This is a genomic window from Citrobacter sp. RHB35-C21, assembly GCF_013816515.1.
Taxonomy (GTDB): domain Bacteria; phylum Pseudomonadota; class Gammaproteobacteria; order Enterobacterales; family Enterobacteriaceae; genus Citrobacter; species Citrobacter braakii.
Map to the genome: position 1 here is coordinate 2,589,654 of NZ_CP057147.1, position 23,963 is coordinate 2,613,616.

Below are 23,963 nucleotides of genomic sequence, written 5' to 3' on the forward strand. Positions count from 1 at the left end.
GGAGTCATGAGTATGAGCCAGTTTCCGACACTTTCCGTAACCACGCTTGCGGCGATCAATACCGTAGGGCGATGGTTGGCGCAGAATGATTTTACGGGGAATATCACCGTTCAGTCAGATTGCGTGATTCTGGCAGGGAACGCGGTTATTCCGACCATCGATGCCGCCTGCCGGATCGCGAAAGAGCAACAGGTTCCCCTGTTGATTAGCGGTGGCATCGGTCATTCCACACGATTTCTGTATGACGCGATTGCAGAGCATCCTCGTTACAACATCATTCGTACCACCGGGCGCGCGGAAGCGGCGATCCTTGCCGATATCGCACATCAGTTCTGGCAAATCCCGGGGGAGAAAATTTGGGTGGAAGACCAGTCAACAAACTGCGGTGAGAATGCCCGTTTTAGCTGTGCATTATTGAATCAGGCGACGGAAAGTATTCATACCGTCATTGTGGTACAGGATCCCACTATGCAACGTCGCACGATGGCAACCTTTCAGCGTGTAACCCGCGATGAGCCGCATGCGCCGCGCTGGTTGAGTTTCCCTGGATTCATCCCTGAGCTGGCCCAACAGCAAGACGGCGTGGATTTTGTGCCAGCAGCAGAAGGTTTGTGGTCAGTGGATCGCTATCTGTCTCTCATAACCGGTGAACTTCCTCGCCTGCGTGATGATGCCACCGGTTATGGGCCTTGTGGCCGCGATTTTATTGCCCATGTTGATATTCCTCAGAACGTTGAGCAAGCCTGGCAGCAGTTGCAAAATGACATCGTGCTGACTGACTTACTGGAGAGCCGCTCTCTGTAATTCCTGTTGCCCGTTTGTCGGCGTTTTGCGGCAAACGGGCAAAAATCACACCTGTTTTTTCCCTTCATCATCACTTTGCCAGACGCTTTTATGAAGCCGCTCACAGAACAGCCACTCCAGCCATAATACGACCTGCATGATTGATATTAATTAACAATAGTTTTACTTGTTAAAAACAAATCAATCACAGGAGAGCCGCATGTCAGTACCCGTACAACATCCTATGTATATCGATGGGCAGTTTGTGACCTGGCACGATGATGCCTGGATTGATGTCGTCAATCCGGCCACGGAAGAGGTGATCTCGCGTATTCCCGATGGACGTGCCGAGGATGCGTGTAAAGCGATCGATGCTGCACAGCGCGCTCAGCCGCAATGGGAAGCGCTGCCCGCCATTGAACGGGCGAACTGGTTACGCAAAATTTCTGCGGGTATCCGTCAGCGAGCCAGTGAAATCAGCGCGCTGATTGTGGCGGAGGGTGGAAAAATACAGCAACTGGCTGAGGTCGAAGTCTCGTTTACCGCCGACTATATCGATTATATGGCGGAGTGGGCGCGTCGCTATGAAGGTGAGATCCTGCAAAGCGATCGTCCGGGCGAGAATATTCTGCTGTTTAAGCGCGCTTTGGGCGTGACTACGGGCATTCTGCCGTGGAACTTTCCGTTTTTCCTGATTGCCCGCAAACTGGCTCCCGCACTGTTGACGGGTAATACCATTGTCATTAAGCCGAGTGAATTTACACCGAATAACGCCATCGCCTTTGCCAAAATTGTTGATGATATTGGCTTGCCGCGCGGCGTATTTAATCTGGTACTGGGACGTGGTGAAACGGTCGGTCAGGCGCTGGCCGCAAACCCGAAGGTGGCCATGGTGAGCATGACCGGTAGTGTCGGGGCGGGTGAGAAAATTATGGCTGCGGCGGCTAAAAATATCACCAAAGTTTGTCTGGAGTTGGGTGGCAAGGCCCCGGCTATCGTGATGGATGATGCCGATCTTGAACTGGCCGTAAAGGCAATTGTTGACTCGCGGGTGATCAACACCGGACAGGTATGCAACTGTGCCGAGCGCGTGTACGTTCAGAAAGGTATTTATGACCAATTCGTCAATCGTCTGGGCGAGGCGATGAAAGCCGTGCAGTTTGGTAATCCGGCTGAGCGCAATGATATTGCGATGGGGCCGCTGATTAACGCCGCTGCGCTGGAGCGTGTAGAGCAGAAAGTTGCACGAGCGGTGCAGGAAGGCGCCAGAGTGGTGCTGGGCGGTAAGGCCGTTTCCGGCAAAGGGTATTACTATCCACCGACGTTACTGTTAGACGTGCGCCAGGATATGGCGATTATGCACGAGGAGACGTTTGGTCCGGTGCTACCGGTGGTAGCGTTTGATACGCTGGAACAGGCGCTGATGATGGCCAATGACAGCGATTACGGTCTGACCTCATCGATCTATACGCAGAATCTGAATACGGCGATGAAAGCGATTAAAGGGCTGAAGTTTGGCGAAACCTATATTAATCGTGAAAACTTCGAGGCGATGCAGGGCTTTCATGCTGGCTGGCGCAAGTCCGGGATTGGCGGGGCTGACGGTAAACACGGTCTGAACGAATATCTGCAAACGCAGGTGGTGTATCTGCAGTCCTAAGTTTTCGCCGGGTGAGCCTGTACGCCACCCGGCGCAATTCTCACACTTTGCTGGCGATCCATAAGAATAAGCCGGGTGAGCAAAAGTTAATGAATTTTTAACAAAAGCCCGTTATGGTGACGCATTATTGTTTTTATTCAGGAAGTGTTATGGGGAATAAGTATTCTGGCCTGCAAATTGGCATTCACTGGCTGGTCTTTTTGTTGGTCATTGTGGCCTACAGCGCTATGGAGTTTCGCGGATTTTTCCCGCGCAGCTATCGTCCCTTATTTAACATGGTGCACGTATCCTGTGGCATCACTATTTTAACGCTGATGGTGGCGCGTCTGCTGGTCAGGCTAAAATATCCGGCACCGCCGATTGTGCCAAAACCGAAGCCGATGATGACCGGAATGGCGCATCTGGGGCATCTGGTTATCTATCTGCTGTTTATTGTTCTGCCGATTATTGGACTGGTGATGATGTACAACCGGGGTAACCCGTGGATTGCATTCGGCATCGTTATGCCGCATGCGGCAGAGGCCAATTTTGATGTAGTGGATATGCTGAAGTCCTGGCACGTGACGCTGGCAAATCTGGGCTATTTTGTTATTGCTCTGCATGCCGCTGCGGCCCTGATGCACCACTATTTCTGGAAGGACAATACGCTGCTGCGCATGATGCCGCGAAAACGCTCCTGATGTAATGCCCCGCAAATGCGGGGTATTTTTTTAGCCGATTATTTTTCCAGACATCATAAAAACTTACCGACAAGATGGTTAAACAACGTCCAGTTCATCACACTCGCTACTTGATTGCTGCTCTTATTAAAACTACTGTATATAAATACAGTAAATGAGAGGCAGATTATTATGTTGTTTTTCCAGCCTGCGGAACGCCGCGAAATTAAACACTTTCCGTTATTTAGCGATCTTGTGCCCTGCGGTTTTCCATCTCCTGCACAGGACTACGTTGAGAAACGTATCGACCTCAATGACCTGCTGGTACGGCATCCCAGCGCAACCTATTTTGTTAAATCATCTGGCGACTCTATGAGGGGAGCAGGGATCGGCGAGGGCGATTTACTGATTGTCGACAGCGCCAGAAAACCTGCCCATGGAGACATCGTTATTGCCGCCGTTGAGGGCGAATTCACCGTTAAACGCCTGCAATTACATCCGGTTGTGATGCTGAAACCAGAGAACAGCGCCTACGCGCCGATCATGATTAGCAGCGAGGACACGCTGGATATATTTGGCGTGGTGACATTTATCATTAAAGCAGCGGGCTGATGATGTTTGCACTGGTGGATGTTAACGCGTTTTATGCCAGCTGTGAGTCGGCATTCCGGCCTGATCTGAAAGGGAAGCCCGTTGTCGTTCTTTCAAACAACGATGGCTGCGTTATTGCCAGCAGCGTAGAGGCAAAGGCGCTTGGCGTTAATATGGGCGCTCCGTACTTCAAACAGAAAGATCTGTTCAGGCGCTATGGCGTGTTCTGTTTTAGTTCGAACTACGAGCTGTATGCGGATATGAGCAGCAGGGTGATGTCGATTCTGGAGGAGTTATCGCCACGCGTGGAGATATACAGTATTGATGAAGCCTTTTGTGATTTAACGGGCGTGCGAAACTGCAGGGATCTTACGGATTTTGGTCAGGAAATCAGAGCAACCATTTTGCAGAAAACACGTCTCACGGTTGGGGTCGGTATCGCTCAGACCAAAACCCTGGCCAAACTGGCAAACCATGCGGCCAAAAAGTGGCAGGAACAGACGGGCGGAGTCGTGGATCTCTCAAATATTGAACGCCAGCGTAAGCTGATGGCAGCACTCCCGGTTGATGAAGTCTGGGGCATCGGACGCCGTATCGGCAAAAAACTGGACGTTATGGGCATTAAAACGGTTCTCGACCTCGCGGATACCGATATTCGCTTCATTCGTAAACATTTCAGCGTCGTGCTTGAGCGAACCGTCCGGGAATTGCGCGGTGAGCCTTGTCTGGCGCTGGAAGAGTTTGCGCCGGATAAGCAGGAAATTATCTGCTCAAGATCGTTTGGTGAAAAACTCACGGATTACAACGCCATGAGAGAGGCCATTTGCACCTATGCTTCACGTGCTGCGGAAAAGCTGCGCAGAGAACACCAGTACTGCCGGTTTATCTCTACATTTATCAAAACCAGTCCGTTTGCCCTGAATGAACCTTATTACGGTAACAGTGCATCGATAAAACTGCTGACGCCAACTCAGGATAGCCGGGACATTATTACAGCAGCCACGCGCAGCCTGGACGCCGTTTGGCGAGAGGGGCTACGTTATCAAAAAGCGGGCGTTATGCTGGGGGATTTTTTTAGCTCTGGCGTTGCACAGCTGAATCTTTTTGATAATAACGCCCCGCGGCATAACAGCGATAAATTGATGGACCTACTGGATACTCTTAATGCTGAAAAGGGGAAAGGAACGCTCTACTTTGCCGGGCAAGGGATACAGCAGCCGTGGGCGATGAAGCGAGACATGCTTTCACCACGTTATACAACGAGATACAGTGATTTGCTGCGGGTAAATTGATAGCCAAACAAGGCTTCCGCCCACCTTATTTATACCGGATCAATTATCCTTTCAATGACAGGACGTTGTAAAGTGCCAACGATTCCATAACCTTGGATACCTTTCCAGCGCGGCTAAATTAGCGCTCCTTTAATACTTCGATAAGATACAAAGTTGATATTCAAAAAGTTGGATTGTTGTGAACTCAGGAGTAGGATTATTTCTATCTGATAGAACCAGTTATCGAACTGGCTTATACGAGTTGTTTGTTTTTCACTTACGAAAAGGTGGTGCTGGTAATGAGTACATTCATCATTCGTTTATTATTTTTTTCTCTCTTATGCGGTTCTTTCTCAATACATGCTGAAGAGCAGAACGGTATGAAACTTGAGCGGGTTGTGATAGTGAGTCGTCATGGAGTAAGAGCACCTACGAAGTTCACTCCAATAATGAAAGATGTCACACCCGATCAATGGCCACAATGGGATGTGCCGTTAGGATGGCTAACGCCTCGTGGGGGAGAACTTGTTTCTGAATTAGGTCAGTATCAACGTTTATGGTTCACGAGCAAAGGTCTGTTGAATAATCAAACGTGCCCATCTCCAGGGCAGGTTGCTGTTATTGCAGACACGGATCAACGCACCCGTAAAACGGGTGAGGCGTTTCTGGCTGGGTTAGCACCAAAATGTCAAATTCAAGTGCATTATCAGAAGGATGAAGAAAAAACTGATCCTCTTTTTAATCCGGTAAAAATGGGGACATGTTCGTTTAACACATTGAAGGTTAAAAACGCTATTCTGGAACGGGCCGGAGGAAATATTGAACTGTATACCCAACGCTATCAATCTTCATTTCGGACCCTGGAAAATGTTTTAAATTTCTCACAATCGGAGACATGTAAGACTACAGAGAAGTCTACGAAATGCACATTACCAGAGGCTTTACCGTCTGAACTTAAGGTTACTCCTGACAATGTATCATTACCTGGTGCCTGGAGCCTTTCTTCCACGCTGACTGAGATATTTCTGTTGCAAGAGGCCCAGGGAATGCCACAGGTAGCCTGGGGGCGTATTACGGGAGAAAAAGAATGGAGAGATTTGTTAAGTCTGCATAACGCTCAGTTTGATCTTTTGCAAAGAACTCCAGAAGTTGCCCGTAGTAGGGCCACACCATTACTCGATATGATAGAGACTGCATTATTGACAAATGGTACAACAGAAAACAGGTATGGCATAAAATTACCCGTATCTCTGTTGTTTATTGCTGGTCATGATACCAATCTTGCAAATTTAAGCGGGGCTTTAGATCTTAACTGGTCGCTACCCGGTCAACCCGATAATACCCCTCCTGGTGGGGAGCTTGTATTCGAAAAGTGGAAAAGAACCAGTGATAATACGGATTGGGTTCAGGTTTCATTTGTTTATCAGACGCTGAGAGATATGAGGGATATACAACCGTTGTCGTTAGAAAAACCTGCTGGCAAAGTTGATTTAAAATTAATTGCATGTGAAGAGAAAAATAGTCAGGGAATGTGTTCGTTAAAAAGTTTTTCCAGGCTCATTAAGGAAATTCGCGTGCCAGAGTGTGCAGTTACGGAATAAGTAACTAATTATTATATATATAGCGTCTTAAAAAATAGAACCCCCCGGTTTGTAGTCGGGGGTATTCGTATTGTTCATAATTACATGAGTCTTCAACTGACTGTTCTTTGCGAGTGACAAACCAGTTACGCTGCTCCAGAAAAAATCCGGACTGTTCAGCGATGCAGAATACATCGACAAAGCGCTCGGTGTTGCGGCTCTAAAACCGCTTTACACGGTGATATGTCCACATATGTCTAAATGTGCTGTTTGTGCAACTCATTAAAGAATAACAAGTTATATATTTTACAATTAGTTAAAAAGACTGATAGTATACCCCCCTATAGTATTTGGAGGGCATATGCCGCATTCACCCGAAGATAAAAAACGCATTCTCACCCGTGTACGCCGTATTCGCGGTCAGGTTGATGCGCTTGAGCGCGCGCTGGAGTCCGGCGAGCCGTGTTTGGCTATCCTGCAACAAATTGCCGCCGTGCGCGGCGCATCCAATGGCCTGATGGGCGAAATGGTTGAGATCCACCTGAAAGACGAACTGGTCAGCGGGGAAACAACCCCAGACCAGCGTGCCGTGCGCATGGCTGAAATCGGCCATCTTCTGCGTGCTTATCTAAAATAACACCATCACCTCGCAATAATGGGAAGAGACAAATGAAATCACGTGCAGCAGTTGCATTCGGCCCTGGCCAACCGTTAAAAATTGTCGAAATCGATGTCGCACCGCCAAAGAAAGGTGAAGTGCTGGTTAAAATTACCCACACCGGCGTGTGCCATACTGATGCTTTTACGCTCTCAGGCGACGATCCGGAAGGGGTTTTCCCGGCGGTGCTCGGCCATGAAGGTGGCGGCATTGTGGTTGAAGTGGGTGAAGGCGTTACCAGCCTGAAACCGGGCGATCATGTGATCCCGCTATACACCGCAGAATGTGGCGAGTGTAAGTTCTGTAAATCGGGTAAAACTAACCTGTGTCAGGCTGTACGTGCGACCCAGGGCAAAGGTCTGATGCCGGATGGCACAACCCGTTTCTCGTATAACGGCGAGCCGATTTATCACTATATGGGCACCAGCACCTTCAGCGAATACACCGTATGTGCGGAGATCTCTCTGGCGAAGGTTAACCCGCAGGCTCCGCTGGATAAAGTGTGTCTGCTGGGGTGTGGCGTGACCACCGGTATCGGAGCGGTCCATAACACCGCAAAAGTGAAAGAAGGTGATACCGTCGCTGTATTTGGTCTGGGCGGCATTGGCCTGGCGGTGATTCAGGGCGCGGCGCAGGCGAAAGCCGGGCGTATTCTGGCCGTTGATACCAATCCGGAAAAATTTACGCTGGCAGGTGAAATGGGCGCGACCGATTTCATCAATCCGAAGGATTACGACAAACCGATTCAGGATGTGATTGTCGAGCTTACCGATGGCGGCGTGGACTTTAGTTTCGAATGTATCGGTAACGTTAACGTGATGCGCGCGGCGCTGGAATGCTGCCATAAAGGATGGGGCGAAAGCATCATTATTGGCGTGGCAGGAGCCGGACAAGAGATCAAAACACGCCCGTTCCAGTTAGTTACCGGGCGTGTCTGGCGCGGTTCCGCGTTTGGCGGCGTGAAGGGGCGTACTCAGCTTCCTGGTATGGTTGAAGATGCGATGAGCGGGAAAATTCAGTTGGATCCGTTTATTACCCACCGTTTACCGCTGGAGCAGATTAACGACGCGTTCGATTTAATGCATCAGGGTAAATCCATCCGTACCGTTATCCACTTTGGCGATAACTGATTCATTGGCCAGCGGATTTCTCCGCTGGCACTTTCCTGAATTTTTTAGAATTATGTTGTGAAAGTGTGACGAATCCGGCGCTTTTCACGGTAAGTAAACTTCCCGGATTGCCGATGACTATCTAACGGGCGTGTTTTCACGCATAAACCCTACAAGAGAGTCGACGGTCATGGACAACACTACATCGATGCAAGCCCAGCATAAACTGGGCTTTCTGCATCAAATCCGGCTGGTTCCGCTGTTTTCCTCCATTCTCGGTGGCATCCTTCTGCTGTTCGCCTTAAGTTCCGGGCTGGCAAGCTATTTTCTTATGCAGGCCGATCGCGATCAGCGCGACGTAACCGATGAGATTCAGGTCAGGATGGGGTTATCTAACAGCTCTAACCACTTGCGTACCGCGCGTATCAACATGATCCACGCCGGCGCGGCGAGCCGTATTGCCGAAATGGATGACATGAAGGCCAATATCGCCGAGGCAGAAAAACGGATTAAGCAATCGCAGGACGGTTTCAATGCTTATATGTCACGCGCGGTAAAAACGTCTGCCGATGAAGCGTTAGACGCTGAACTGAGCGCCAGCTTCAAAGCCTATACCGACGGCTTACAGCCGATGCTGAAGTACGCTAAAAACGGCATGTTTGAAGCGATCATCAACCATGAAAATGAACAGGCCAGACCGCTGGACTCTGCGTACAACAAGGTGCTGTTAAAGGCGATCGACATTCGTACCACTAGGGCGAATCAGTTAAGCGAACAGGCGCATCAGCGTACACAGCTTGGTATGGCTTTTATGCTGGGCGCATTCGTTCTTGCGCTGGCGCTGACCGTGATGACGTTCATTGTTCTGCGCCGTACTGTCATTCACCCTCTGTTGCGTGCCGCCCAGCGCATTGAGCAAATTTCAGCGGGGGATCTCACCATGCCGGAGGAACCGACCGGGCGCAGCGAAATTGGTCGCCTGAGCCGCCATTTGCAAACAATGCAACGTTCGCTGGGGACAACGGTAGGCACGGTGCGTCAGGGCGCGGAAGAGATTTATCGCGGTACCAGTGAGATTTCGGCGGGGAACACCGATCTGTCTTCACGTACCGAACAACAGGCTGCGGCGATTGAACAAACAGCGGCCAGCATGGAAGAGTTGACGGCGACGGTGAAGCAAAACGCCGACAACGCGCATCATGCGAGCAAGCTGGCAGAAGATGCCTCCGGTAAGGCCAGTCGGGGCGGTCAGATGGTTTCTGGCGTGGTCAAAACTATGGGCAATATCTCAACGAGTTCGAAGAAAATCTCCGAAATCACAGCCGTTATTAACAGCATTGCTTTCCAGACCAATATTCTGGCGCTGAACGCAGCGGTTGAAGCGGCGCGGGCAGGGGAGCAGGGCCGTGGGTTTGCCGTGGTTGCCAGTGAGGTGCGCACGCTGGCAAGCCGCAGCGCTCAGGCGGCAAAAGAGATTGAAGGATTGATCAGCGAATCAGTCCGACTGATTGACCAGGGCTCCGGAGAAGTGGTCGCTGCGGGCAATACGATGACGGATATTGTCGATGCGGTAAAACGCGTCACCGACATTATGCTGGAAATTGCAGCGGCCTCTGATGAGCAGAGCCGGGGTATCGTCCAGGTGAGCCAGGCAATTTCAGAAATGGATAAGGTAACGCAGCAAAATGCCTCGCTGGTTGAAGAAGCCTCTGCCGCAGCGGCATCGCTGGAAGAGCAGGCGGCGCGCTTAACGGAAGCTGTTGGCACATTCCGTTTAACAGGGACAAGTGCTATTAAACGCGCGCCTGTGACGACAAAGCCTGACCATTCACGCCCGCAGGCGGCAACTGCCAGTGGCGATAACTGGGAAACGTTTTAACAATAAAATAAATTAAGGGACCTGATGGTCCCTTAATTTTTGGCATCAAAACGGCACGGTTTTGCGTATTGCGGCGATCAGGATCTGCGCGGCCTGAGAGAGCTGCACATCGACACGGGTAAGAATGCCGATGGGTTCACCCGCACCGTGGGTGGGTATCGGCAACGACACCAGCGTCGCCTGGCGTAAATCTTCTCTAACTGCGCCTGAAGGGACAAACCACACATAGTCGTAATCGACCGTCAGTTGGCGGGAGAGCGATGCTGACAGCGTTTCAATACAGCCCGGCGGCATTTTGCAGCCCTGACTTTGCAACAACGCCTCTGCGTGCTGGCGAGGGGCGGTTCCTTTTGGTGAAACCACCACCGGCCACTCCATCACCCGACTCAGCGTGATGGTTTCCTGCAACAACGGGTGGTTAGGGCGCACGACCAGTTTGAGCGATTCCAGAAATAACAGCTCGTAGTTCAGACCAACCATCAATTCCGGATCGGCCATACGGCCAATGCCGAGATCAATTTCCCCTGACTTTAAACCCGCCAGGATCATGGGATTACTCATGGTGGCAACCTGCAGCGTGGTCTCCATTTGCTGCTTATGGAACGGGCCAATGACCGCAGGCAGAATGCCCAGGGCCGCGGTGGGTAAGGCGCCAATCCGTACGACATCCGTCTGTGACTCTTCGCGCTGGTTTAAGGCTTGTCCGGCGGTGTTGAGCGCATCCAGCACTCTGACTGCGTGGGTAAGAAACTGTTCTCCGGGCAGCGTTAATTGTGCGCCAAGGCGACCACGCTCAAAGAGCCGGGTACCGGTCAGTTGCTCCAGTTCATTCAGCGTTTTGGAGAGGGCTGGTTGGCTCAGGTTAAGGGTCTCAGCCGCGCGGCCCAACGTTCCCTGCTGTGCAACGGCGACAAAAGTATGAAGGTGGCGCAAGCGAATGCGCTGATTGAACAGAACATTTTTTTCCATAAGCGATGTTAAAAACAGAGTCGTATCGGTGACAAGTGAAGTTGTTTGATTTTGATAACTTGATAGCAAAATATTATTAACATTTATCCTATTTTACTTACAAATGATTTATTTTGCTTATGTTTTGTACAGCGCTGCCGGGTGGTGGGATCATGGAAGAGAATGCGTCCAGTCGATATACTTTCGTTATTGTTTGCTTTTGAACCATTCTCTTCACAAGGCACTGATTAATGATAGATGTAATAGGGCACCTTAACCCCGATAGCGATGCCATTTGTACCGCCGCCATGACGGCGCGTTGGCTTACTTTACGTGGCCAGCAGGCGACGGCATGGCGTCTGGGCGAACCTAACCGCGAAACGCAATTTATCTTTGAGCATGCGGGACTGACGATGCCCGAACGGCTGACGTTTGAATTGACCGATCGTGATGTGTGGCTGGTCGATTTCACCGAGCCTGCCCAGGGGCCGGCATCGCTGGCAGAAAGTAACGTCGTGGGAATTATCGATCATCACCGACTCGGTGGATTAGTCACTCGTCTGCCACCTGAAGTATGGGTGAAGCCAGTCGGCAGTAGCGCGACGCTGTTATGGCAACTGATGACGGAAGAGGAGCGCAACCAGTTGTCTGCCGCTGAGGCCGTTTTATTGCTGGGTGCCGCATTGAGTGACACTGTCACGCTTCGTTCGCCAACGACCACCTCTGACGATCGCCTGGCGGTGGAGGCCCTGGCCCAAAAAACCGGTGTGGATCTCGAGGCATTTAGTCGCGACCTGCTGTCTGCTAAAACAAGCGTGGAAGGCATGAGCGCTCGCGAGCTTCTGCAGAAAGACATTAAAACCTTCACCATTCATGGACATTCGGTTTGTGTGGCGCAGCTTGAACTGTATGCGCTGCAACAGGTGGATGCGGTGCTGGACGATCTCTGTCTGGAAATGGCGCGCTATGCAGAGGAAAAGAATGCCGCTCTGGTTGTACTGATGCTCACCGATATCAATCTGGGCGACACCAGCCTGTGGTTTGCCGGCCCAGCGCTGTCAGACATCCCGCAACCCTGTAAGGTGGAGGGGATGCTCAGCCGTAAAAAACAGATGTTGCCCTGGCTGGAAAGTCATTTAAAACCACGCCAGTAGGTTCTGTTCACCGTCTGTAGGGGTGGGAAATTTACGCGGGGTCACACTTTATAAATTCTTCCCACCGGAGTCAGCGGCGTTTTCTACACTCCAGGTAATATTCACTGGAGGCATGACATTATGGCGAACACCATCACGGCAGATGAGATTCGGGAACAATTTTCGCAGGCAATGTCAGCAATGTACCAGCAGGAAGTCCCGCAATATGGCACGTTGCTGGAACTTGTCGCTGATGTGAATCTGGCGGTACTGGAAAATAATCCTACGCTGCATGAAAAACTGGCGAATGCAGATGAGCTGGCCCGGCTAAACGTTGAGCGCCACGGCGCCATTCGGGTGGGCACTGCGCAGGAGCTTTCTACGCTACGCCGGATGTTTGCCATTATGGGCATGTATCCGGTGAGTTATTACGATCTCTCCCAGGCCGGTGTTCCCGTGCATTCTACCGCGTTTCGTCCCATTGACGATGCGTCGCTTTCGCGCAACCCGTTTCGGGTATTCACCTCGTTATTGCGGCTCGAATTAATCGAAAATGCCGCGCTACGGCAAAAAGCCGCGGAGATCCTCGCAAAACGCGATATTTTCACCCGTCGTTGTCACGAACTATTGGATGAGTTTGATGTGCAGGGCAGTTTTACGTCTGAGCAGGCGCAGGAGTTTGTGCAAGAAGCGCTGGAAACTTTCCGCTGGCATCAGCATGCCACGGTCGATGAGGCGACCTATCACGCATTGCACAATGAGCACCGGCTGATTGCTGATGTGGTGTGTTTCCCTGGGTGTCATATCAACCATCTGACGCCGCGTACGCTGGATATCGACCGGGTTCAGTCGATGATGCCGGAGTGCGGCATTGAACCCAAAATACTGATTGAAGGGCCACCGCGCCGCGAGGTGCCCATTTTATTGCGTCAGACCAGTTTTAAAGCGCTGGAAGAGCCGGTGTTATTTGCCGGTGAAATGCGTGGCACTCACACGGCGCGTTTTGGTGAAATCGAACAGCGCGGCGTGGCCCTGACGCCGAAAGGCAGAGCGTTGTACGACGAATTGCTGAATAAAGCGGGAACGGGAAAAGACAACCTGACGCATCAGCTGCATTTGCAGGAGGTGTTCAAAGCATTCCCGGACAGCGAATTTCTGCTGCGCCAGCAGGGGCTTGCCTGGTTCCGCTACCGGCTGACGCCGTCGGGCGAGGCGCATCGACAGGCGATTCGCCCGGATGACGACCCGCAACCGCTCATTGAGCGGGGCTGGCTGGTTGCTCAGCCCATTACCTACGAAGATTTTTTACCGGTGAGCGCCGCGGGGATTTTCCAGTCTAATTTGGGGAATGAAACTCAGGCCCGTAGCCACGGTAATTCCAGCCGCGACGCGTTTGAACAGGCGCTGGGTTGTGCGGTTTATGATGAGTTTGCGTTGTATCAGGAGGCGCAAGATCGCAGTAAACGGCGGTGTGGTTTACTTTAATTGAATTTACATGGGATTCGGTCTGTTCCCATCGACATAAAATATTTTCGATTTTGTACAGATAATCGGCGACCAACAATTGGATTATTAATGAATTTTGTCTAGAGTGAGCGGTCAGAAATGTGCACTCTCTTGCCGCTGATTATGGCCGGCGCGGGACCATTTACACGACCAGAAGGACTTACTTTCAGGCATGAATCGCAGACGATTTATTAAAGGTTCAATGGCAATGGCCGCCGTGTGCGGAACCAGTGGTATTGCATCACTCTTTTCCAGCGCCGCCTTTGCGGCAGAGTCTGACATTGCAGACGGAAAAACCGTACGTTTTGATTTTTCCGTTCTGCAATCGATGGCCCATGACTTAGCACAGAAGCCCTGGGGCGGCGCACCGCGCGCGTTACCTGACACGCTGGCCAAACTGACGCCTCAGGCCTACAACAGCATTCAATATGACGCAGAGCAGTCTCTGTGGAACAATGTTGAAAATCGTCAGCTTGATGCGCAGTTCTTCCACGTGGGAATGGGCTTCCGTCGCCGCGTACGCATGTTCTCGGTTGATGGCAGCACGCATATGGCGCGCGAAATCCACTTCCGTCCGGAACTGTTTAAATACAATGATACGGGTGTGGATACCAAACAGCTGGAAGGGCAGACTGACCTCGGGTTCGCCGGGTTCCGCGTGTTTAAAGCGCCAGAATTAGCCCGTCGCGATATCGTTTCTTTCCTTGGCGCCAGCTATTTCCGCGCCGTGGATGACACCTATCAGTACGGTTTATCGGCCCGCGGTCTGGCGGTAGATACCTACACCGACAGCAAAGAAGAGTTTCCTGATTTCACCTCTTTCTGGTTTGAAACGGTTAAACCGGGCGCAACCTCCTTTACCGTGTATGCGCTTCTCGACAGCCCCAGCGTAACCGGTGCATTTAAGTTCGTGATCCACTGCGAGAAAACGCAGGTGATCATGGATGTACAAAACCACATCTATGCGCGCAAAGACATCAAGCAGCTCGGTATTGCACCGATGACCAGCATGTTTAGCTGCGGCAACAACGAACGTCGGATGTGTGACACCATTCACCCGCAAATTCATGATTCCGACCGTCTGGCGATGTGGCGGGGCAATGGCGAGTGGATCTGCCGCCCGCTGAATAACCCGCAAAAACTGCAGTTCAACGCCTATACCGATAACAACCCGAAAGGGTTTGGCTTGCTGCAGCTCGATCGCGACTTCTCCCATTACCAGGATATCATGGGCTGGTACAACAAGCGTCCGAGCCTGTGGGTCGAACCGCGTAACCAGTGGGGCAAGGGGACTATCGGCCTGATGGAGATCCCGACGACCGGCGAAACGCTGGATAACGTCGTCTGCTTCTGGCAGCCTGAAAGGTCGATCAAAGCGGGCGATGATCTGGAATTCAAATATCGTCTGTACTGGAGCGCACAGCCGCCGGTGCGTTCACCGCTGGCTCGCGTGATGGCGACCCGAACAGGCATGGGCGGCTTCCCGGAAGGATGGGCGCCGGGCGAGCACTACCCGGAAAAATGGGCGCGACGTTTTGCTGTTGATTTCGTTGGTGGCGATCTAAAAGCCGCAGCGCCGAAGGGTATTGAACCGGTGATTACGCTCTCCAGCGGTGAAGCGAAACAGATCGAGATCCTTTACGTGGAACCTATCGACGGTTATCGCATTCAGTTTGACTGGTATCCGACCTCTGACTCAACCGATCCGGTAGATATGCGTATGTTCCTGCGTTGTCAGGGCGACGCCATCAGTGAAACCTGGCTGTATCAGTACTTCCCGCCAGCGCCGGATAAACGTCAGTACGTTGACGACCGCGAGATGCGTTAATCACTCCCTTTACGGCTCTCCGAATGGGGAGCCGTATCTGTAATCCTCTTCACAACCATTCTGTACACTATTTACTCGATCCCGTTCGCATTTTTCTGTAAGTCAAGTGGGTACTCTGGAGGTGTGTATTTCTTATACACGTTCTTTTCCACTAACAGGGAGAAAGTATGTTTCCAGAATATAGAGACCTTATTTCCCGACTGAAATCCGAGAACCCTCGCTTTCTGTCCTTATTCGAAAAACACAACAGCCTTGATCATGAGATCTCCAGACTGGAAGGTTCGGATGGTCGGGGGTATAGTTTGGACATTGTTCGCCTTAAGAAACAGAAACTCCACCTGAAGGAAGATCTGCTCAAAATATTGCAAAAAGAGAGTGTCAGTGAGAGCTAAGTAAAACGGCGCTTGCTGTGTAAAAGGGCTTCCAAAAGGGAGCCCTTCCTGTTTTTATTTGATTGAGCAGGGTGGCCTGCTTAACCATCATAATGGAATGAAAATGTCAGAAGTGATTACTATCAATGACACGCTGGAACTGCGTGCCGTAGAAGAGCAACACGTCACGCCTCTGCATCAGTTGGTGCTTAAAAATAAAAGCTGGCTCCAGCAGTCGCTGAACTGGCCGCAGTTTGTTGCCTGTGAGGAGGACACCCGCAAGAATGTGCAGGGTAATATGATGTTGCACCAGCGCGGTTACGCCAAAATGTTCCTGATTTTTGCGCAAGAAAATGTGGTCGGGGTTATCTCGTTTAACCAGATAGAACCGCTGAACAAAGCGGCTTATATCGGCTACTGGCTGGATGAGGAGCATCAGGGTCAAGGCATCATGTCCCAGGCGCTACAGGCCTTAATTCATCATTATGCGCAGCGTCAGGAGATTCGCCGCTTTGTGATTAAATGTCGCGTAGAAAACGTTGAGAGCAACCAGGTGGCGCTGCGTAATGGCTTCCAACTGGAAGGATGTATGCAACAGGCGGAATTCCTTAATGGTGATTACTATGATGTGAATCTCTACGCCCGCATCATTGATGGCTCTTCAGAATAAACCTGCGATAGGCGTGCGCGTAATGCGCTGTTCACCGTTAATCACTTTCGGTCCGCGTAGGTGAATGGTATCGCCATCAAACGCCTGGATATGTGCCTGACCGGTTATCTCAATGTGATGCTCGATCAGCACTTCGCCCAGCACACAGACGTGGCCTTCAATCAGGATGTGGTCATCTAACTGGAGCGGTCCACCGCGTAATTGCGCATGACCGCCGACCAGCACGTGGTGTTTCAGCACGCAGTTACCTTCAACTACCGCGTGCTCCGCCACCTGCGAGCTGTAGCGTAGGGTAGGTATGGCATCTTCTTCGCTCCCGGCGATGACGCGCGCATATCCATAGACTTTGGCGCAATCGCAAATCCAGACATTGTTCTCTTCATTACCTTCCACCTGTGCGAAATCAAAAACTTCCGCCCGATGTTCAATAAAGGCATAGTTGATTTTCGCATCGCCATAGATCTGCGCCTGATGCACCACTCGTGAGTGGCTGACAAAAGCCCGATCATAAATTTGCAAGAACTGGTCGCTTTCACGGGTTAGCCCCCTGGCGGCGATGATTTCAGAGTCACGCACCACGCGCGCATCACCAAAGAGAAGGCACTCGCCGCGAACCACAGAATCCTGAATGGTGACGTTGTCACGTATTTGCGCGTTATGACTGATTTCAGCCCGGTCAATCCACACGTCATCGCTAATTTGCGCGCCATCTCTGACCACGCTTGCCTGAGTAATGCGGGCGTTTCCTGTAATCGTCGCGCCGGAAAATGCGAGCGCGTTTTCATCGTAAATCCAGCAATCACCGCTTTGTGACAGCACGCTTTCATTGTCGATCCAGCCACCGGGCGTGCCGGCCTGGACATCATTAAAATCAGTGAGCGCAATGATTTGGCGTAGTAATACGCTTTTTTTATTGCCATTATCCTGGTAACTAAAGGATCGAGACTCATCGCTGAGACGATATTTGGTCATAGCTCATTTCCATGTTGCGCACCTTAGTTAAACGTAGCAAAGTTTTCCGCACTGGCTAAATCAGCGGAAATTCCATAAAATGCATTTCAAATATACTTTAAAAAATAAACAAAATGAGTAAGAACAAACAGAGTGAGCGGGTCCTCAATCTTCCGGCCGGTTATTTTGGCATGGTACTGGGCATCATTGGGATGGGGTTTGCGTGGCGTTATGCCAGTCAGGTGTGGCCAGTGAGTCACTTGATTGGCGACGGTTTAGTGATCCTCGCAATGGTCATTTGGGGGCTGCTGACGCTGGCCTTTCTTGGCCGTTTACTGCGTTTTCCGCATAGCGTATTGGCGGAAATTCGTCACCCGGTGATGAGCAGCTTTGTCAGTCTGTTTCCGGCCACAACGATGCTGGTCGCGATTGGTTTTGTCCCGTGGTATCGACCGCTGGCGGTTGGGTTGTTCAGCATTGGCGTGGTGATACAGCTGGCCTACGCCGCCTGGCAAACGGCAGGGTTGTGGCGTGGATCGCATCCAGAGGAAGCCACCACGCCGGGTCTGTATCTGCCGACCGTCGCCAATAACTTTATCAGTGCAATGGCCTGTGGCGCACTGGGTTTCAACGACGCAGGATTGGTGTTTTTGGGCGCTGGGGTTTTTTCCTGGCTCAGCCTGGAGCCGGTAATTCTGCAACGTTTACGTAGCTGCGGCGAGTTGCCTGCGGTGTTACGTACTTCACTTGGCATTCAACTGGCGCCTGCGCTGGTTGCCTGCAGCGCCTGGCTTAGCGTTAACGGCGGTGAGGGCGATACGTTAGCCAAAATGTTGTTCGGCTATGGTTTGCTGCAACTTTTGTTCATGCTGCGGCTCATGCCGTGGTATTTGTCACAGCCATTTAATGCGTCTTTCTGGAGCTTTTCGTTTGGCGTATCGGCTCTGGCAACAACAGGGCTGCATCTGGGCCACGGTAGCGAGTCAGGACTTTTTCATACGCTGTCGATCCCACTGTTTATTTTTACCAATTTTATCATTGCATTATTACTGGTACGTACGTTTGCATTGCTGATGCAGGGGAAACTGCTCCTCCGCACGGAGCGTGCTGCATTACTGAAATCTGAGGATAAATAATGACCCTTTGCGACGAAAACTACTTTACTGAGAAATACGATTTAACTCGTACGCATTCCGATGTTATTGAAGCGGCAAAAATTGTTAAGCCAGGAAAAACGTTAGACCTGGGCTGCGGTAACGGTCGTAACAGCCTATACCTTGCGGCAAACGGTTATGACGTGACAGCATGGGATAAAAATCCCATGAGCATCGCTAATCTTGAGCGTATCAAAGCGGCGGAAGGGCTGACCAATCTGCACGCGAACGTCGCGGATCTCAACGCATTACGCTTTGATGGCGAATATGATTTTATTCTTTCTACCGTTGTGCTGATGTTCCTTGAAGCCAAAACTATCCCTGGCCTTATTGAAAATATGCAGCGTTGCACTAAACAGGGCGGATATAACTTAATCGTCGCGGCGATGGATACCGATGATTTTCCGTGTACCGTGGGTTTCCCGTTCGCGTTTAAAACCGGAGAATTGCGCAACTATTACAGCGGATGGGATCTGCTGAAATATAACGAAGACGTGGGTGAACTTCATCGTACGGATGAAAACGGTAATCGAATTAAACTGCGCTTTGCCACAATGCTGGCACGCAAAACTGCCTGAACCTCCCGCCTGGGTTAACTCTTTCTGCGCTCAGCATTTTTTGTGCCGGGCGCAGAGAGAAAATTGTGCGGTGTTTACCATTTTTAGTACATCCAAAATGAAACTGTTTTGCTATCCTTTTTAAGCATCATTGCGAAAACTAAAGGGATCGTTTCATGCGTACTCAAACTTTATTTAAAGTTGCAGTGCTTACTGGCTTGTTGGCATTATCCGGCTGTGCGTCAAAAGTGACCGCGCCGGATAAATATTCTGGGTTTTTAAAAAATTACTCTGATTTGAAGGAAACACAATCAGCATCGGGACAAACCGTACTCCGTTGGGTTGATCCGAGCTACAACGAATCCAAATATGACAACATTGTATATAACCCGGTAACGTATTATCCGGTTCCTAAACCTACCACGCAGGTAGGGCAGCAGGTTCTTGATCAACTGCTGACCTACACCAATACCCAGTTGAAATCCGCCATCAGCAAGCGTAAGCCCCTGGTTACTACCCCTGGGCCACGTAGCCTGATTTTCCGCGGAGCGATTACCGGTGTTGCAACGAGCAAAGAAGGACTGCAGTTCTATGAAGTGATCCCGGTTGCGCTACTCGTTGCGGGAACACAAATGGCAACGGGTCACCGTACCATGGATACCAACCTCTATTTCGAGGGTGAGTTGATTGATGCGGCGACCAATAAACCGGTAGTTAAAGTTGTACGTAAGGGTGAAGGTAAAGATCTGAGCAACGAAAATACGCCGATGACATTCGAAACGTTGAAGAAAGTTGTTGATGACATGGCGACGGATGCCACCATGTTTGACGTGAACAAAAAACCACAATAATAATCAACGCACCATCTCAGGATGGTGCGTTTTTTTTATGCCACCCGGCGTCGATAGAATAGTTTACCCATCAGCACTTCTGGTCGGGCAAACATCACCATATTCCCCAGTAAAATCAATACTAATCCGGCAATAGCGTTAACCTGCCAGACGTATCCTTCATACAATGTTGACAGCGTTAGCGCAACCAGCGGGAAAAGCAGGGTGCTGTATGCCGCCCTACTGGGACCAATGCGACCTACCAGTGTGAAATAAGCGCCGAAAGCAATCACTGAGCCAAAAATAGCCAGATATAACAGCGCGCTGAGATAGCTGAATGTCCACTGTGGCGTAAAATTGTCCCCGCGCGTCAGCGCAATGGCAGCGATCAACAGCGTGCCGTACAGCATGGCCCAACTGTTGGTCGTTAACACTTCCAGCCCTTTTTTCTGGTGACGCATGCTGATCATATTCCCCAATGAGAAACCGAAGGTTCCAAGGGCGCTTAAGCCGATACCCAGCAGCAAGGAATGATTGAATCCGCTGTTGAGCAAATCCTGCCAGAACAGAGTCACAATGCCCGTCAGTCCAAGACCGGCTGCTATATAGAAACGCAGCGGTGGTTTTTGCCCAAAAAAGATGAAGCTATTGACCGCATTGAACAGGACGGCCATTGAGAAAATCACCGACTCCAGGCCGGTATTAATCCAGGCCGCAGCCGTATAAAAACACCAGAAGTTGAAGCAAAAAACGCATCCACCCTGTAACAGACAAAACAGATGATCGCGACCAGACAGTTTGCGTAATTTACCGCTAACCAGCAGGATCACTATCATCAGCGAACTGGCAACGGCGAAGCGCCAAAAGATAGAAACCGGCGCAGAAACCGGGCCCTGCTGCAAATAAATCGCAATCCATGTCGTTCCCCAAATTACCACCACCAGGCAGTACAACAGTGCGTTCATACAACTCTCTCTTTTTTGGATTCAGGTTCACACTGTGTCATGTCTGGCGGCAGGAGGCTTTCATCGGTTTGCGGCGGACTTGCAAAATCTTGCGCTTTTTTAGCGTAAAAGCGAAAAGGAAGCTGTTAACAATATGTGGCTGTTATAGACTGAAAGCCTGCTAACTTATTTTGAATGTGATGGTATGCCTCAGCCCTACGATGCCTTTGAAAACTTACGCAAACATAATGCCGTGCTGCATGAATCGGTTGCGTTACATTCAGGGATCCAACTGGCGGCCTGGTCAAACAAGCGCGATACCATCACCCAGTATTGCGATCACCATACGCTCAGTTTATATATCGCGGATGGCTACGAGAGTTATCACAAAACGGCGGGGGGCTGGAAGAATGGCGGCGGACCGGACCGTTTTTGCCTGATGCCGAAAGAGAGCGAGTCAAGTTGGGATATCCGCGACGCTCTCTCCTTTGTTCATCTCTATTGTACCGACGAACATCTGCGCGAAGTGGGTGAAAAAGTCTGGGATAAAAGCCCCTATAGCTTCACGCTGGACGAGCACACGTTTGGCAGTGACCCGGGGATCACGGCGGTTTACCGTCAGTTTCTGCTTGATAACGACTGGCAGCAACCGGCCAATCACCTCACGCTCAGCGCGGCATCTTCGCTACTGTTAACGCATCTGATCCAGCATTACAGCAACGTCCAATGGCGACTGCCCACCGTCACCGGGGGACTCGCGCCCGTCACCTTGCGTAACGTGCTGGCCTATATTGACGCGCATCTGGCGTACCCAATCACCCTGAACGATCTGGCTAGCGAGGCGGCGCTTAGCGAATTCCATTTTGCCAGAATGTTTCGCCAGTCGATGAATATGGCACCGCATCAGTACGTGATGCAACGTCGTATGGCGCTGGCGCAGCATCTGGTCTGTTACACTTCACGCAGTTTGTCAGATATTGCGATGACCTGCGGATTCAGTTCGGCAAGCCATTTTAGTAACCGGTTTAAACAGGTAACCAGTAAAACGCCAACGCAGCTACGTGCGGCGAAATAACGTCAACACGGCGTAGCAGATACCGCCTACGACCAGCCCCCAGAATGCAGATCCAACCCCCAATAACGTCAGGCCGCTGGCCGTGACCAAAAACGTAACGATGGCTGCATCGCGTTCCGCTTCATTATGCAACGCCTGATACAAACTACCGCTAATTGTCCCGAGCAAGGCCAGACCGGCCAGCATCTGAATCCAGCTTACGGGTAGTGCCGCCATTAGTCCTGTGACTGAACCGCCAAACACCCCTGCCAGAAGATAGAAGACGCCAGCCGCGGCGGCGGCGAGCCAGCGTCGTTTGGCATCAGGATGCGCTTCGGGACTTTGGCAAATTGCGGCGGTTATGGCGGCAATGCAGATGGAGTAGACGCCAAACGGCGAAAACATCAGCGCCAGCAGGCCGGTAAAGATAATGAGCGGTGAAACGGGTAATGAATAGCCCGACGCATTCATAGTGGCAATACCTGGGGCATTTTGCGAAGCCATGGTAACCAGAAACAGCGGTAGCGCAATGCTGATACTGTGGGCAAATGAAAAGTGTGGGGTAATAAACGCAGGCATGACCGGCGACAAATCCACTCCACTTGTGACAATGTCACCTTTTATTAGCGCGATAGCGACACCCGCCAGCATCGCGGCGATCGTCGCGTACCGTGGGGCTGTGACTTTAAATACCAGCCATGCCACCAGCATACTACCGCACAAAATAAGCTCACTGTTGAGGCTATTAAAGGCCTGCAGACCAAAGCGCAGCAGGATCCCGGCCAGCATGGCTGATGCCAGTGAGTGGGGGATTATTTTCATCAGACGGGCAAACAATCCGGTTATGCCGCACAGCACAATCAACGCGTTAGCTACGATAAAAACGCCGATAGCATCCTGAATCGATACCCCGTGCAGACCCGTAACCAGCAGCGCGGCGCCAGGTGTTGACCAGGCCGTGAGCACAGGAGCGCGATACCATAACGTCAGCGCCAGCGTACTGACGCCCATTGCAATCCCCAGCGCGGTCATCCAGCCCGCGATTTGATCGGTGGTCGCACCTGCGGCCAGGGCCGCTTGCCAGATAATGGCAGCCGAGCTGGCGTAACCGACCAGGACAGCCACAAACCCCGATAATACGGTGGGTAGTGGGATGGAAAATGCGCGCATAGTCACTCCGTGTGCGTTATAACGGTCAATTAATGTAGCACTGTGCGTTATAGCGTACAAGTGCTAAGCTGTAGCCTTGAGAAAGGAGAGTCAGGAAGGCGAAAAATGGAAAACTTAACCTACTATCTGGCCACAACGCTCCGCACGCTACGTCACCAGCGGGAATGGAGCCTGTCACGTTTGGCGGAGGAAACCGGCGTGTCAAAAGCCATGTTGGGGCAGATTGAGCGCAATGAATCCAGCCCAACGGTGGCGACATTGTGGAAAATTGCCACCGGACTGAACGTGCCGTTCTCGACGTTTATTTCACCGCCAGAGTCAGACGGCGCGCCAACATTCGATCCCCAGCAGCAGGCGATGGTCGTCACGCCACTGTTTCCGTGGGATCCACAGCTGTGCTTCGATCATTTTTCGATACAGCTGGCACCTGGCGCACTCAGTGAATCGACTCCGCATGAGACCGGCGTTATAGAGCACGTGGTGGTGATAAATGGGCTGCTGGATATGTGTATTGAGGGGCAGTGGCGCACCATGAAATCCGGCGAGGGGGTGCGTTTTGCGGGAGACAGGGCGCATAGCTACCGTAACAGTAGCGAACAAACGGTTCACTTTCATTCCCTGATCCATTACCCGCGCGGTTAATCGGGAAAACTATTC

General features: G+C 51.2%; 23 protein-coding genes. 19 read left to right on the plus strand and 4 right to left on the minus strand.

Annotated elements, in window-relative coordinates:
• Nucleotides 1-12 precede the first annotated feature (12 nt).
• The 9 genes from HVZ39_RS12650 (at nucleotide 13) to HVZ39_RS12690 (ending at nucleotide 10,190) form a co-directional block, all read left to right on the plus strand.
• The gene (locus tag HVZ39_RS12650; protein ID WP_275943473.1) at nucleotides 13-804 is read left to right on the plus strand and encodes a YdcF family protein; all 792 of its coding nucleotides are present in this window, start codon (nucleotides 13-15) and stop codon (nucleotides 802-804) included.
• Nucleotides 805-1,003: 199 nt separating this feature from the next.
• Nucleotides 1,004-2,443: an aldehyde dehydrogenase gene (gene aldA, locus HVZ39_RS12655; protein ID WP_181632486.1), complete on the plus strand. Its 1,440-nt coding sequence runs from the start codon at nucleotides 1,004-1,006 to the stop codon at nucleotides 2,441-2,443.
• A 149-nt stretch (nucleotides 2,444-2,592) separates the two neighbouring features.
• Nucleotides 2,593-3,123, plus strand: coding sequence for a cytochrome b561 (gene cybB / locus HVZ39_RS12660; RefSeq protein ID WP_019076843.1), 531 nt, complete (start codon nucleotides 2,593-2,595; stop codon nucleotides 3,121-3,123).
• A 171-nt stretch (nucleotides 3,124-3,294) separates the two neighbouring features.
• Nucleotides 3,295-3,714: a translesion error-prone DNA polymerase V autoproteolytic subunit gene (locus HVZ39_RS12665; protein ID WP_016153176.1), complete on the plus strand. Its 420-nt coding sequence runs from the start codon at nucleotides 3,295-3,297 to the stop codon at nucleotides 3,712-3,714.
• Nucleotides 3,715-3,716: 2 nt separating this feature from the next.
• Nucleotides 3,717-4,985, plus strand: coding sequence for a Y-family DNA polymerase (locus tag HVZ39_RS12670; RefSeq protein WP_181633698.1), 1,269 nt, complete (start codon nucleotides 3,717-3,719; stop codon nucleotides 4,983-4,985).
• A 278-nt stretch (nucleotides 4,986-5,263) separates the two neighbouring features.
• On the plus strand, nucleotides 5,264-6,565 hold the full coding sequence (locus HVZ39_RS12675; RefSeq protein WP_181632487.1) for an AppA family phytase/histidine-type acid phosphatase: 1,302 nt from the start codon (nucleotides 5,264-5,266) through the stop codon (nucleotides 6,563-6,565).
• Between the two features lie 340 nt (nucleotides 6,566-6,905).
• Nucleotides 6,906-7,181 (plus strand): metal/formaldehyde-sensitive transcriptional repressor, encoded by a 276-nt coding sequence (locus HVZ39_RS12680; protein WP_003833178.1) that lies wholly within the window; start codon nucleotides 6,906-6,908, stop codon nucleotides 7,179-7,181.
• A gap of 32 nt (nucleotides 7,182-7,213) precedes the next feature.
• On the plus strand, nucleotides 7,214-8,332 hold the full coding sequence (locus HVZ39_RS12685) for an S-(hydroxymethyl)glutathione dehydrogenase/class III alcohol dehydrogenase (RefSeq protein ID WP_016153173.1): 1,119 nt from the start codon (nucleotides 7,214-7,216) through the stop codon (nucleotides 8,330-8,332).
• A 169-nt stretch (nucleotides 8,333-8,501) separates the two neighbouring features.
• Nucleotides 8,502-10,190, plus strand: a complete 1,689-nt coding sequence (locus HVZ39_RS12690) for a methyl-accepting chemotaxis protein (RefSeq protein WP_016156598.1) — start codon at nucleotides 8,502-8,504, stop codon at nucleotides 10,188-10,190.
• Nucleotides 10,191-10,235: 45 nt separating this feature from the next.
• Here HVZ39_RS12690 and pcaQ read toward each other — a convergent pair whose 3' ends face one another.
• Nucleotides 10,236-11,159 (minus strand): pca operon transcription factor PcaQ, encoded by a 924-nt coding sequence (pcaQ, locus tag HVZ39_RS12695; protein ID WP_003020288.1) that lies wholly within the window; start codon nucleotides 11,157-11,159, stop codon nucleotides 10,236-10,238.
• A 230-nt stretch (nucleotides 11,160-11,389) separates the two neighbouring features.
• Here pcaQ and HVZ39_RS12700 point away from each other — a divergent pair, with 230 nt between their 5' ends.
• The 5 genes from HVZ39_RS12700 to rimL all read left to right on the plus strand — a co-directional run bounded on the left by HVZ39_RS12700 (nucleotide 11,390) and on the right by rimL (nucleotide 16,646).
• Nucleotides 11,390-12,292, plus strand: a complete 903-nt coding sequence (locus tag HVZ39_RS12700; RefSeq protein ID WP_181632488.1) for a manganese-dependent inorganic pyrophosphatase — start codon at nucleotides 11,390-11,392, stop codon at nucleotides 12,290-12,292.
• 120 nt (nucleotides 12,293-12,412) lie between these two features.
• Complete coding sequence (locus tag HVZ39_RS12705; RefSeq protein ID WP_053389633.1) at nucleotides 12,413-13,756, plus strand: VOC family protein; 1,344 nt, start codon at nucleotides 12,413-12,415, stop codon at nucleotides 13,754-13,756.
• Nucleotides 13,757-13,949: 193 nt separating this feature from the next.
• Nucleotides 13,950-15,605 (plus strand): glucan biosynthesis protein, encoded by a 1,656-nt coding sequence (locus HVZ39_RS12710; protein ID WP_181632489.1) that lies wholly within the window; start codon nucleotides 13,950-13,952, stop codon nucleotides 15,603-15,605.
• A gap of 167 nt (nucleotides 15,606-15,772) precedes the next feature.
• The gene (locus HVZ39_RS12715) at nucleotides 15,773-15,997 is read left to right on the plus strand and encodes a YdcH family protein (RefSeq protein ID WP_003833168.1); all 225 of its coding nucleotides are present in this window, start codon (nucleotides 15,773-15,775) and stop codon (nucleotides 15,995-15,997) included.
• A 103-nt stretch (nucleotides 15,998-16,100) separates the two neighbouring features.
• A complete protein-coding gene (gene rimL / locus HVZ39_RS12720) occupies nucleotides 16,101-16,646 on the plus strand; it encodes a 50S ribosomal protein L7/L12-serine acetyltransferase (protein WP_137351974.1) in 546 nt (181 codons plus the stop codon).
• On the opposite strand, the gene ydcK is transcribed toward rimL, so the two are convergent.
• Nucleotides 16,638-17,618 (minus strand): YdcK family protein, encoded by a 981-nt coding sequence (ydcK, locus tag HVZ39_RS12725; RefSeq protein ID WP_181632490.1) that lies wholly within the window; start codon nucleotides 17,616-17,618, stop codon nucleotides 16,638-16,640. The two genes, rimL and ydcK, sit on opposite strands and share 9 nt — an antisense overlap.
• A gap of 113 nt (nucleotides 17,619-17,731) precedes the next feature.
• Between ydcK and tehA the strand changes: the two genes are divergently transcribed.
• The 3 genes from tehA (at nucleotide 17,732) to HVZ39_RS12740 (ending at nucleotide 20,159) form a co-directional block, all read left to right on the plus strand.
• On the plus strand, nucleotides 17,732-18,733 hold the full coding sequence (gene tehA, locus HVZ39_RS12730; RefSeq protein WP_181632491.1) for a dicarboxylate transporter/tellurite-resistance protein TehA: 1,002 nt from the start codon (nucleotides 17,732-17,734) through the stop codon (nucleotides 18,731-18,733).
• Complete coding sequence (gene tehB / locus HVZ39_RS12735; RefSeq protein ID WP_181632492.1) at nucleotides 18,733-19,329, plus strand: tellurite resistance methyltransferase TehB; 597 nt, start codon at nucleotides 18,733-18,735, stop codon at nucleotides 19,327-19,329. The genes tehA and tehB overlap by 1 nt, the downstream gene beginning before the upstream one ends.
• 155 nt (nucleotides 19,330-19,484) lie before the next feature.
• Entirely contained in the window at nucleotides 19,485-20,159 is a 675-nt protein-coding gene (locus tag HVZ39_RS12740) for a DUF3313 domain-containing protein (RefSeq protein WP_016153164.1), read from the plus strand.
• Between the two features lie 35 nt (nucleotides 20,160-20,194).
• Here the strand turns inward: HVZ39_RS12740 and HVZ39_RS12745 are convergent, their stop codons facing one another.
• Nucleotides 20,195-21,103, minus strand: coding sequence for a DMT family transporter (locus HVZ39_RS12745; protein WP_181632493.1), 909 nt, complete (start codon nucleotides 21,101-21,103; stop codon nucleotides 20,195-20,197).
• 184 nt (nucleotides 21,104-21,287) lie between these two features.
• Here HVZ39_RS12745 and HVZ39_RS12750 point away from each other — a divergent pair, with 184 nt between their 5' ends.
• On the plus strand, nucleotides 21,288-22,157 hold the full coding sequence (locus tag HVZ39_RS12750) for a helix-turn-helix domain-containing protein (RefSeq protein WP_181632494.1): 870 nt from the start codon (nucleotides 21,288-21,290) through the stop codon (nucleotides 22,155-22,157).
• On the opposite strand, the gene HVZ39_RS12755 is transcribed toward HVZ39_RS12750, so the two are convergent.
• Complete coding sequence (locus HVZ39_RS12755) at nucleotides 22,140-23,306, minus strand: benzoate/H(+) symporter BenE family transporter (protein ID WP_181632495.1); 1,167 nt, start codon at nucleotides 23,304-23,306, stop codon at nucleotides 22,140-22,142. The genes HVZ39_RS12750 and HVZ39_RS12755 overlap by 18 nt on opposite strands.
• Nucleotides 23,307-23,411: 105 nt before the next feature.
• Here HVZ39_RS12755 and HVZ39_RS12760 point away from each other — a divergent pair, with 105 nt between their 5' ends.
• Nucleotides 23,412-23,948 (plus strand): XRE family transcriptional regulator, encoded by a 537-nt coding sequence (locus tag HVZ39_RS12760; RefSeq protein ID WP_141875207.1) that lies wholly within the window; start codon nucleotides 23,412-23,414, stop codon nucleotides 23,946-23,948.
• Nucleotides 23,949-23,963: the final 15 nt, after the last annotated feature.

What these genes read in the sequence shown, in the direction of transcription:
- HVZ39_RS12715 (WP_003833168.1), top strand. Translation starts at nt 15,773, where the DNA reads ATGTTTCCAGAATATAGAGACCTTATTTCCCGACTGAAATCCGAGAAC.
- tehB (WP_181632492.1), top strand. Translation starts at nt 18,733, where the DNA reads ATGACCCTTTGCGACGAAAACTACTTTACTGAGAAATACGATTTAACT.
- HVZ39_RS12665 (WP_016153176.1), top strand. Translation starts at nt 3,295, where the DNA reads ATGTTGTTTTTCCAGCCTGCGGAACGCCGCGAAATTAAACACTTTCCG.
- aldA (WP_181632486.1), top strand. Translation starts at nt 1,004, where the DNA reads ATGTCAGTACCCGTACAACATCCTATGTATATCGATGGGCAGTTTGTG.
- HVZ39_RS12740 (WP_016153164.1), top strand. Translation starts at nt 19,485, where the DNA reads ATGCGTACTCAAACTTTATTTAAAGTTGCAGTGCTTACTGGCTTGTTG.
- HVZ39_RS12745 (WP_181632493.1), bottom strand. Translation starts at nt 21,103, where the DNA reads ATGAACGCACTGTTGTACTGCCTGGTGGTGGTAATTTGGGGAACGACA.
- HVZ39_RS12705 (WP_053389633.1), top strand. Translation starts at nt 12,413, where the DNA reads ATGGCGAACACCATCACGGCAGATGAGATTCGGGAACAATTTTCGCAG.
- HVZ39_RS12685 (WP_016153173.1), top strand. Translation starts at nt 7,214, where the DNA reads ATGAAATCACGTGCAGCAGTTGCATTCGGCCCTGGCCAACCGTTAAAA.
- tehA (WP_181632491.1), top strand. Translation starts at nt 17,732, where the DNA reads ATGAGTAAGAACAAACAGAGTGAGCGGGTCCTCAATCTTCCGGCCGGT.
- cybB (WP_019076843.1), top strand. Translation starts at nt 2,593, where the DNA reads ATGGGGAATAAGTATTCTGGCCTGCAAATTGGCATTCACTGGCTGGTC.
- HVZ39_RS12750 (WP_181632494.1), top strand. Translation starts at nt 21,288, where the DNA reads ATGCCTCAGCCCTACGATGCCTTTGAAAACTTACGCAAACATAATGCC.
- pcaQ (WP_003020288.1), bottom strand. Translation starts at nt 11,159, where the DNA reads ATGGAAAAAAATGTTCTGTTCAATCAGCGCATTCGCTTGCGCCACCTT.
- HVZ39_RS12700 (WP_181632488.1), top strand. Translation starts at nt 11,390, where the DNA reads ATGATAGATGTAATAGGGCACCTTAACCCCGATAGCGATGCCATTTGT.
- HVZ39_RS12690 (WP_016156598.1), top strand. Translation starts at nt 8,502, where the DNA reads ATGGACAACACTACATCGATGCAAGCCCAGCATAAACTGGGCTTTCTG.
- rimL (WP_137351974.1), top strand. Translation starts at nt 16,101, where the DNA reads ATGTCAGAAGTGATTACTATCAATGACACGCTGGAACTGCGTGCCGTA.
- HVZ39_RS12755 (WP_181632495.1), bottom strand. Translation starts at nt 23,306, where the DNA reads ATGCGCGCATTTTCCATCCCACTACCCACCGTATTATCGGGGTTTGTG.
- ydcK (WP_181632490.1), bottom strand. Translation starts at nt 17,618, where the DNA reads ATGACCAAATATCGTCTCAGCGATGAGTCTCGATCCTTTAGTTACCAG.
- HVZ39_RS12675 (WP_181632487.1), top strand. Translation starts at nt 5,264, where the DNA reads ATGAGTACATTCATCATTCGTTTATTATTTTTTTCTCTCTTATGCGGT.
- HVZ39_RS12650 (WP_275943473.1), top strand. Translation starts at nt 13, where the DNA reads ATGAGCCAGTTTCCGACACTTTCCGTAACCACGCTTGCGGCGATCAAT.
- HVZ39_RS12710 (WP_181632489.1), top strand. Translation starts at nt 13,950, where the DNA reads ATGAATCGCAGACGATTTATTAAAGGTTCAATGGCAATGGCCGCCGTG.
- HVZ39_RS12760 (WP_141875207.1), top strand. Translation starts at nt 23,412, where the DNA reads ATGGAAAACTTAACCTACTATCTGGCCACAACGCTCCGCACGCTACGT.
- HVZ39_RS12670 (WP_181633698.1), top strand. Translation starts at nt 3,717, where the DNA reads ATGTTTGCACTGGTGGATGTTAACGCGTTTTATGCCAGCTGTGAGTCG.
- HVZ39_RS12680 (WP_003833178.1), top strand. Translation starts at nt 6,906, where the DNA reads ATGCCGCATTCACCCGAAGATAAAAAACGCATTCTCACCCGTGTACGC.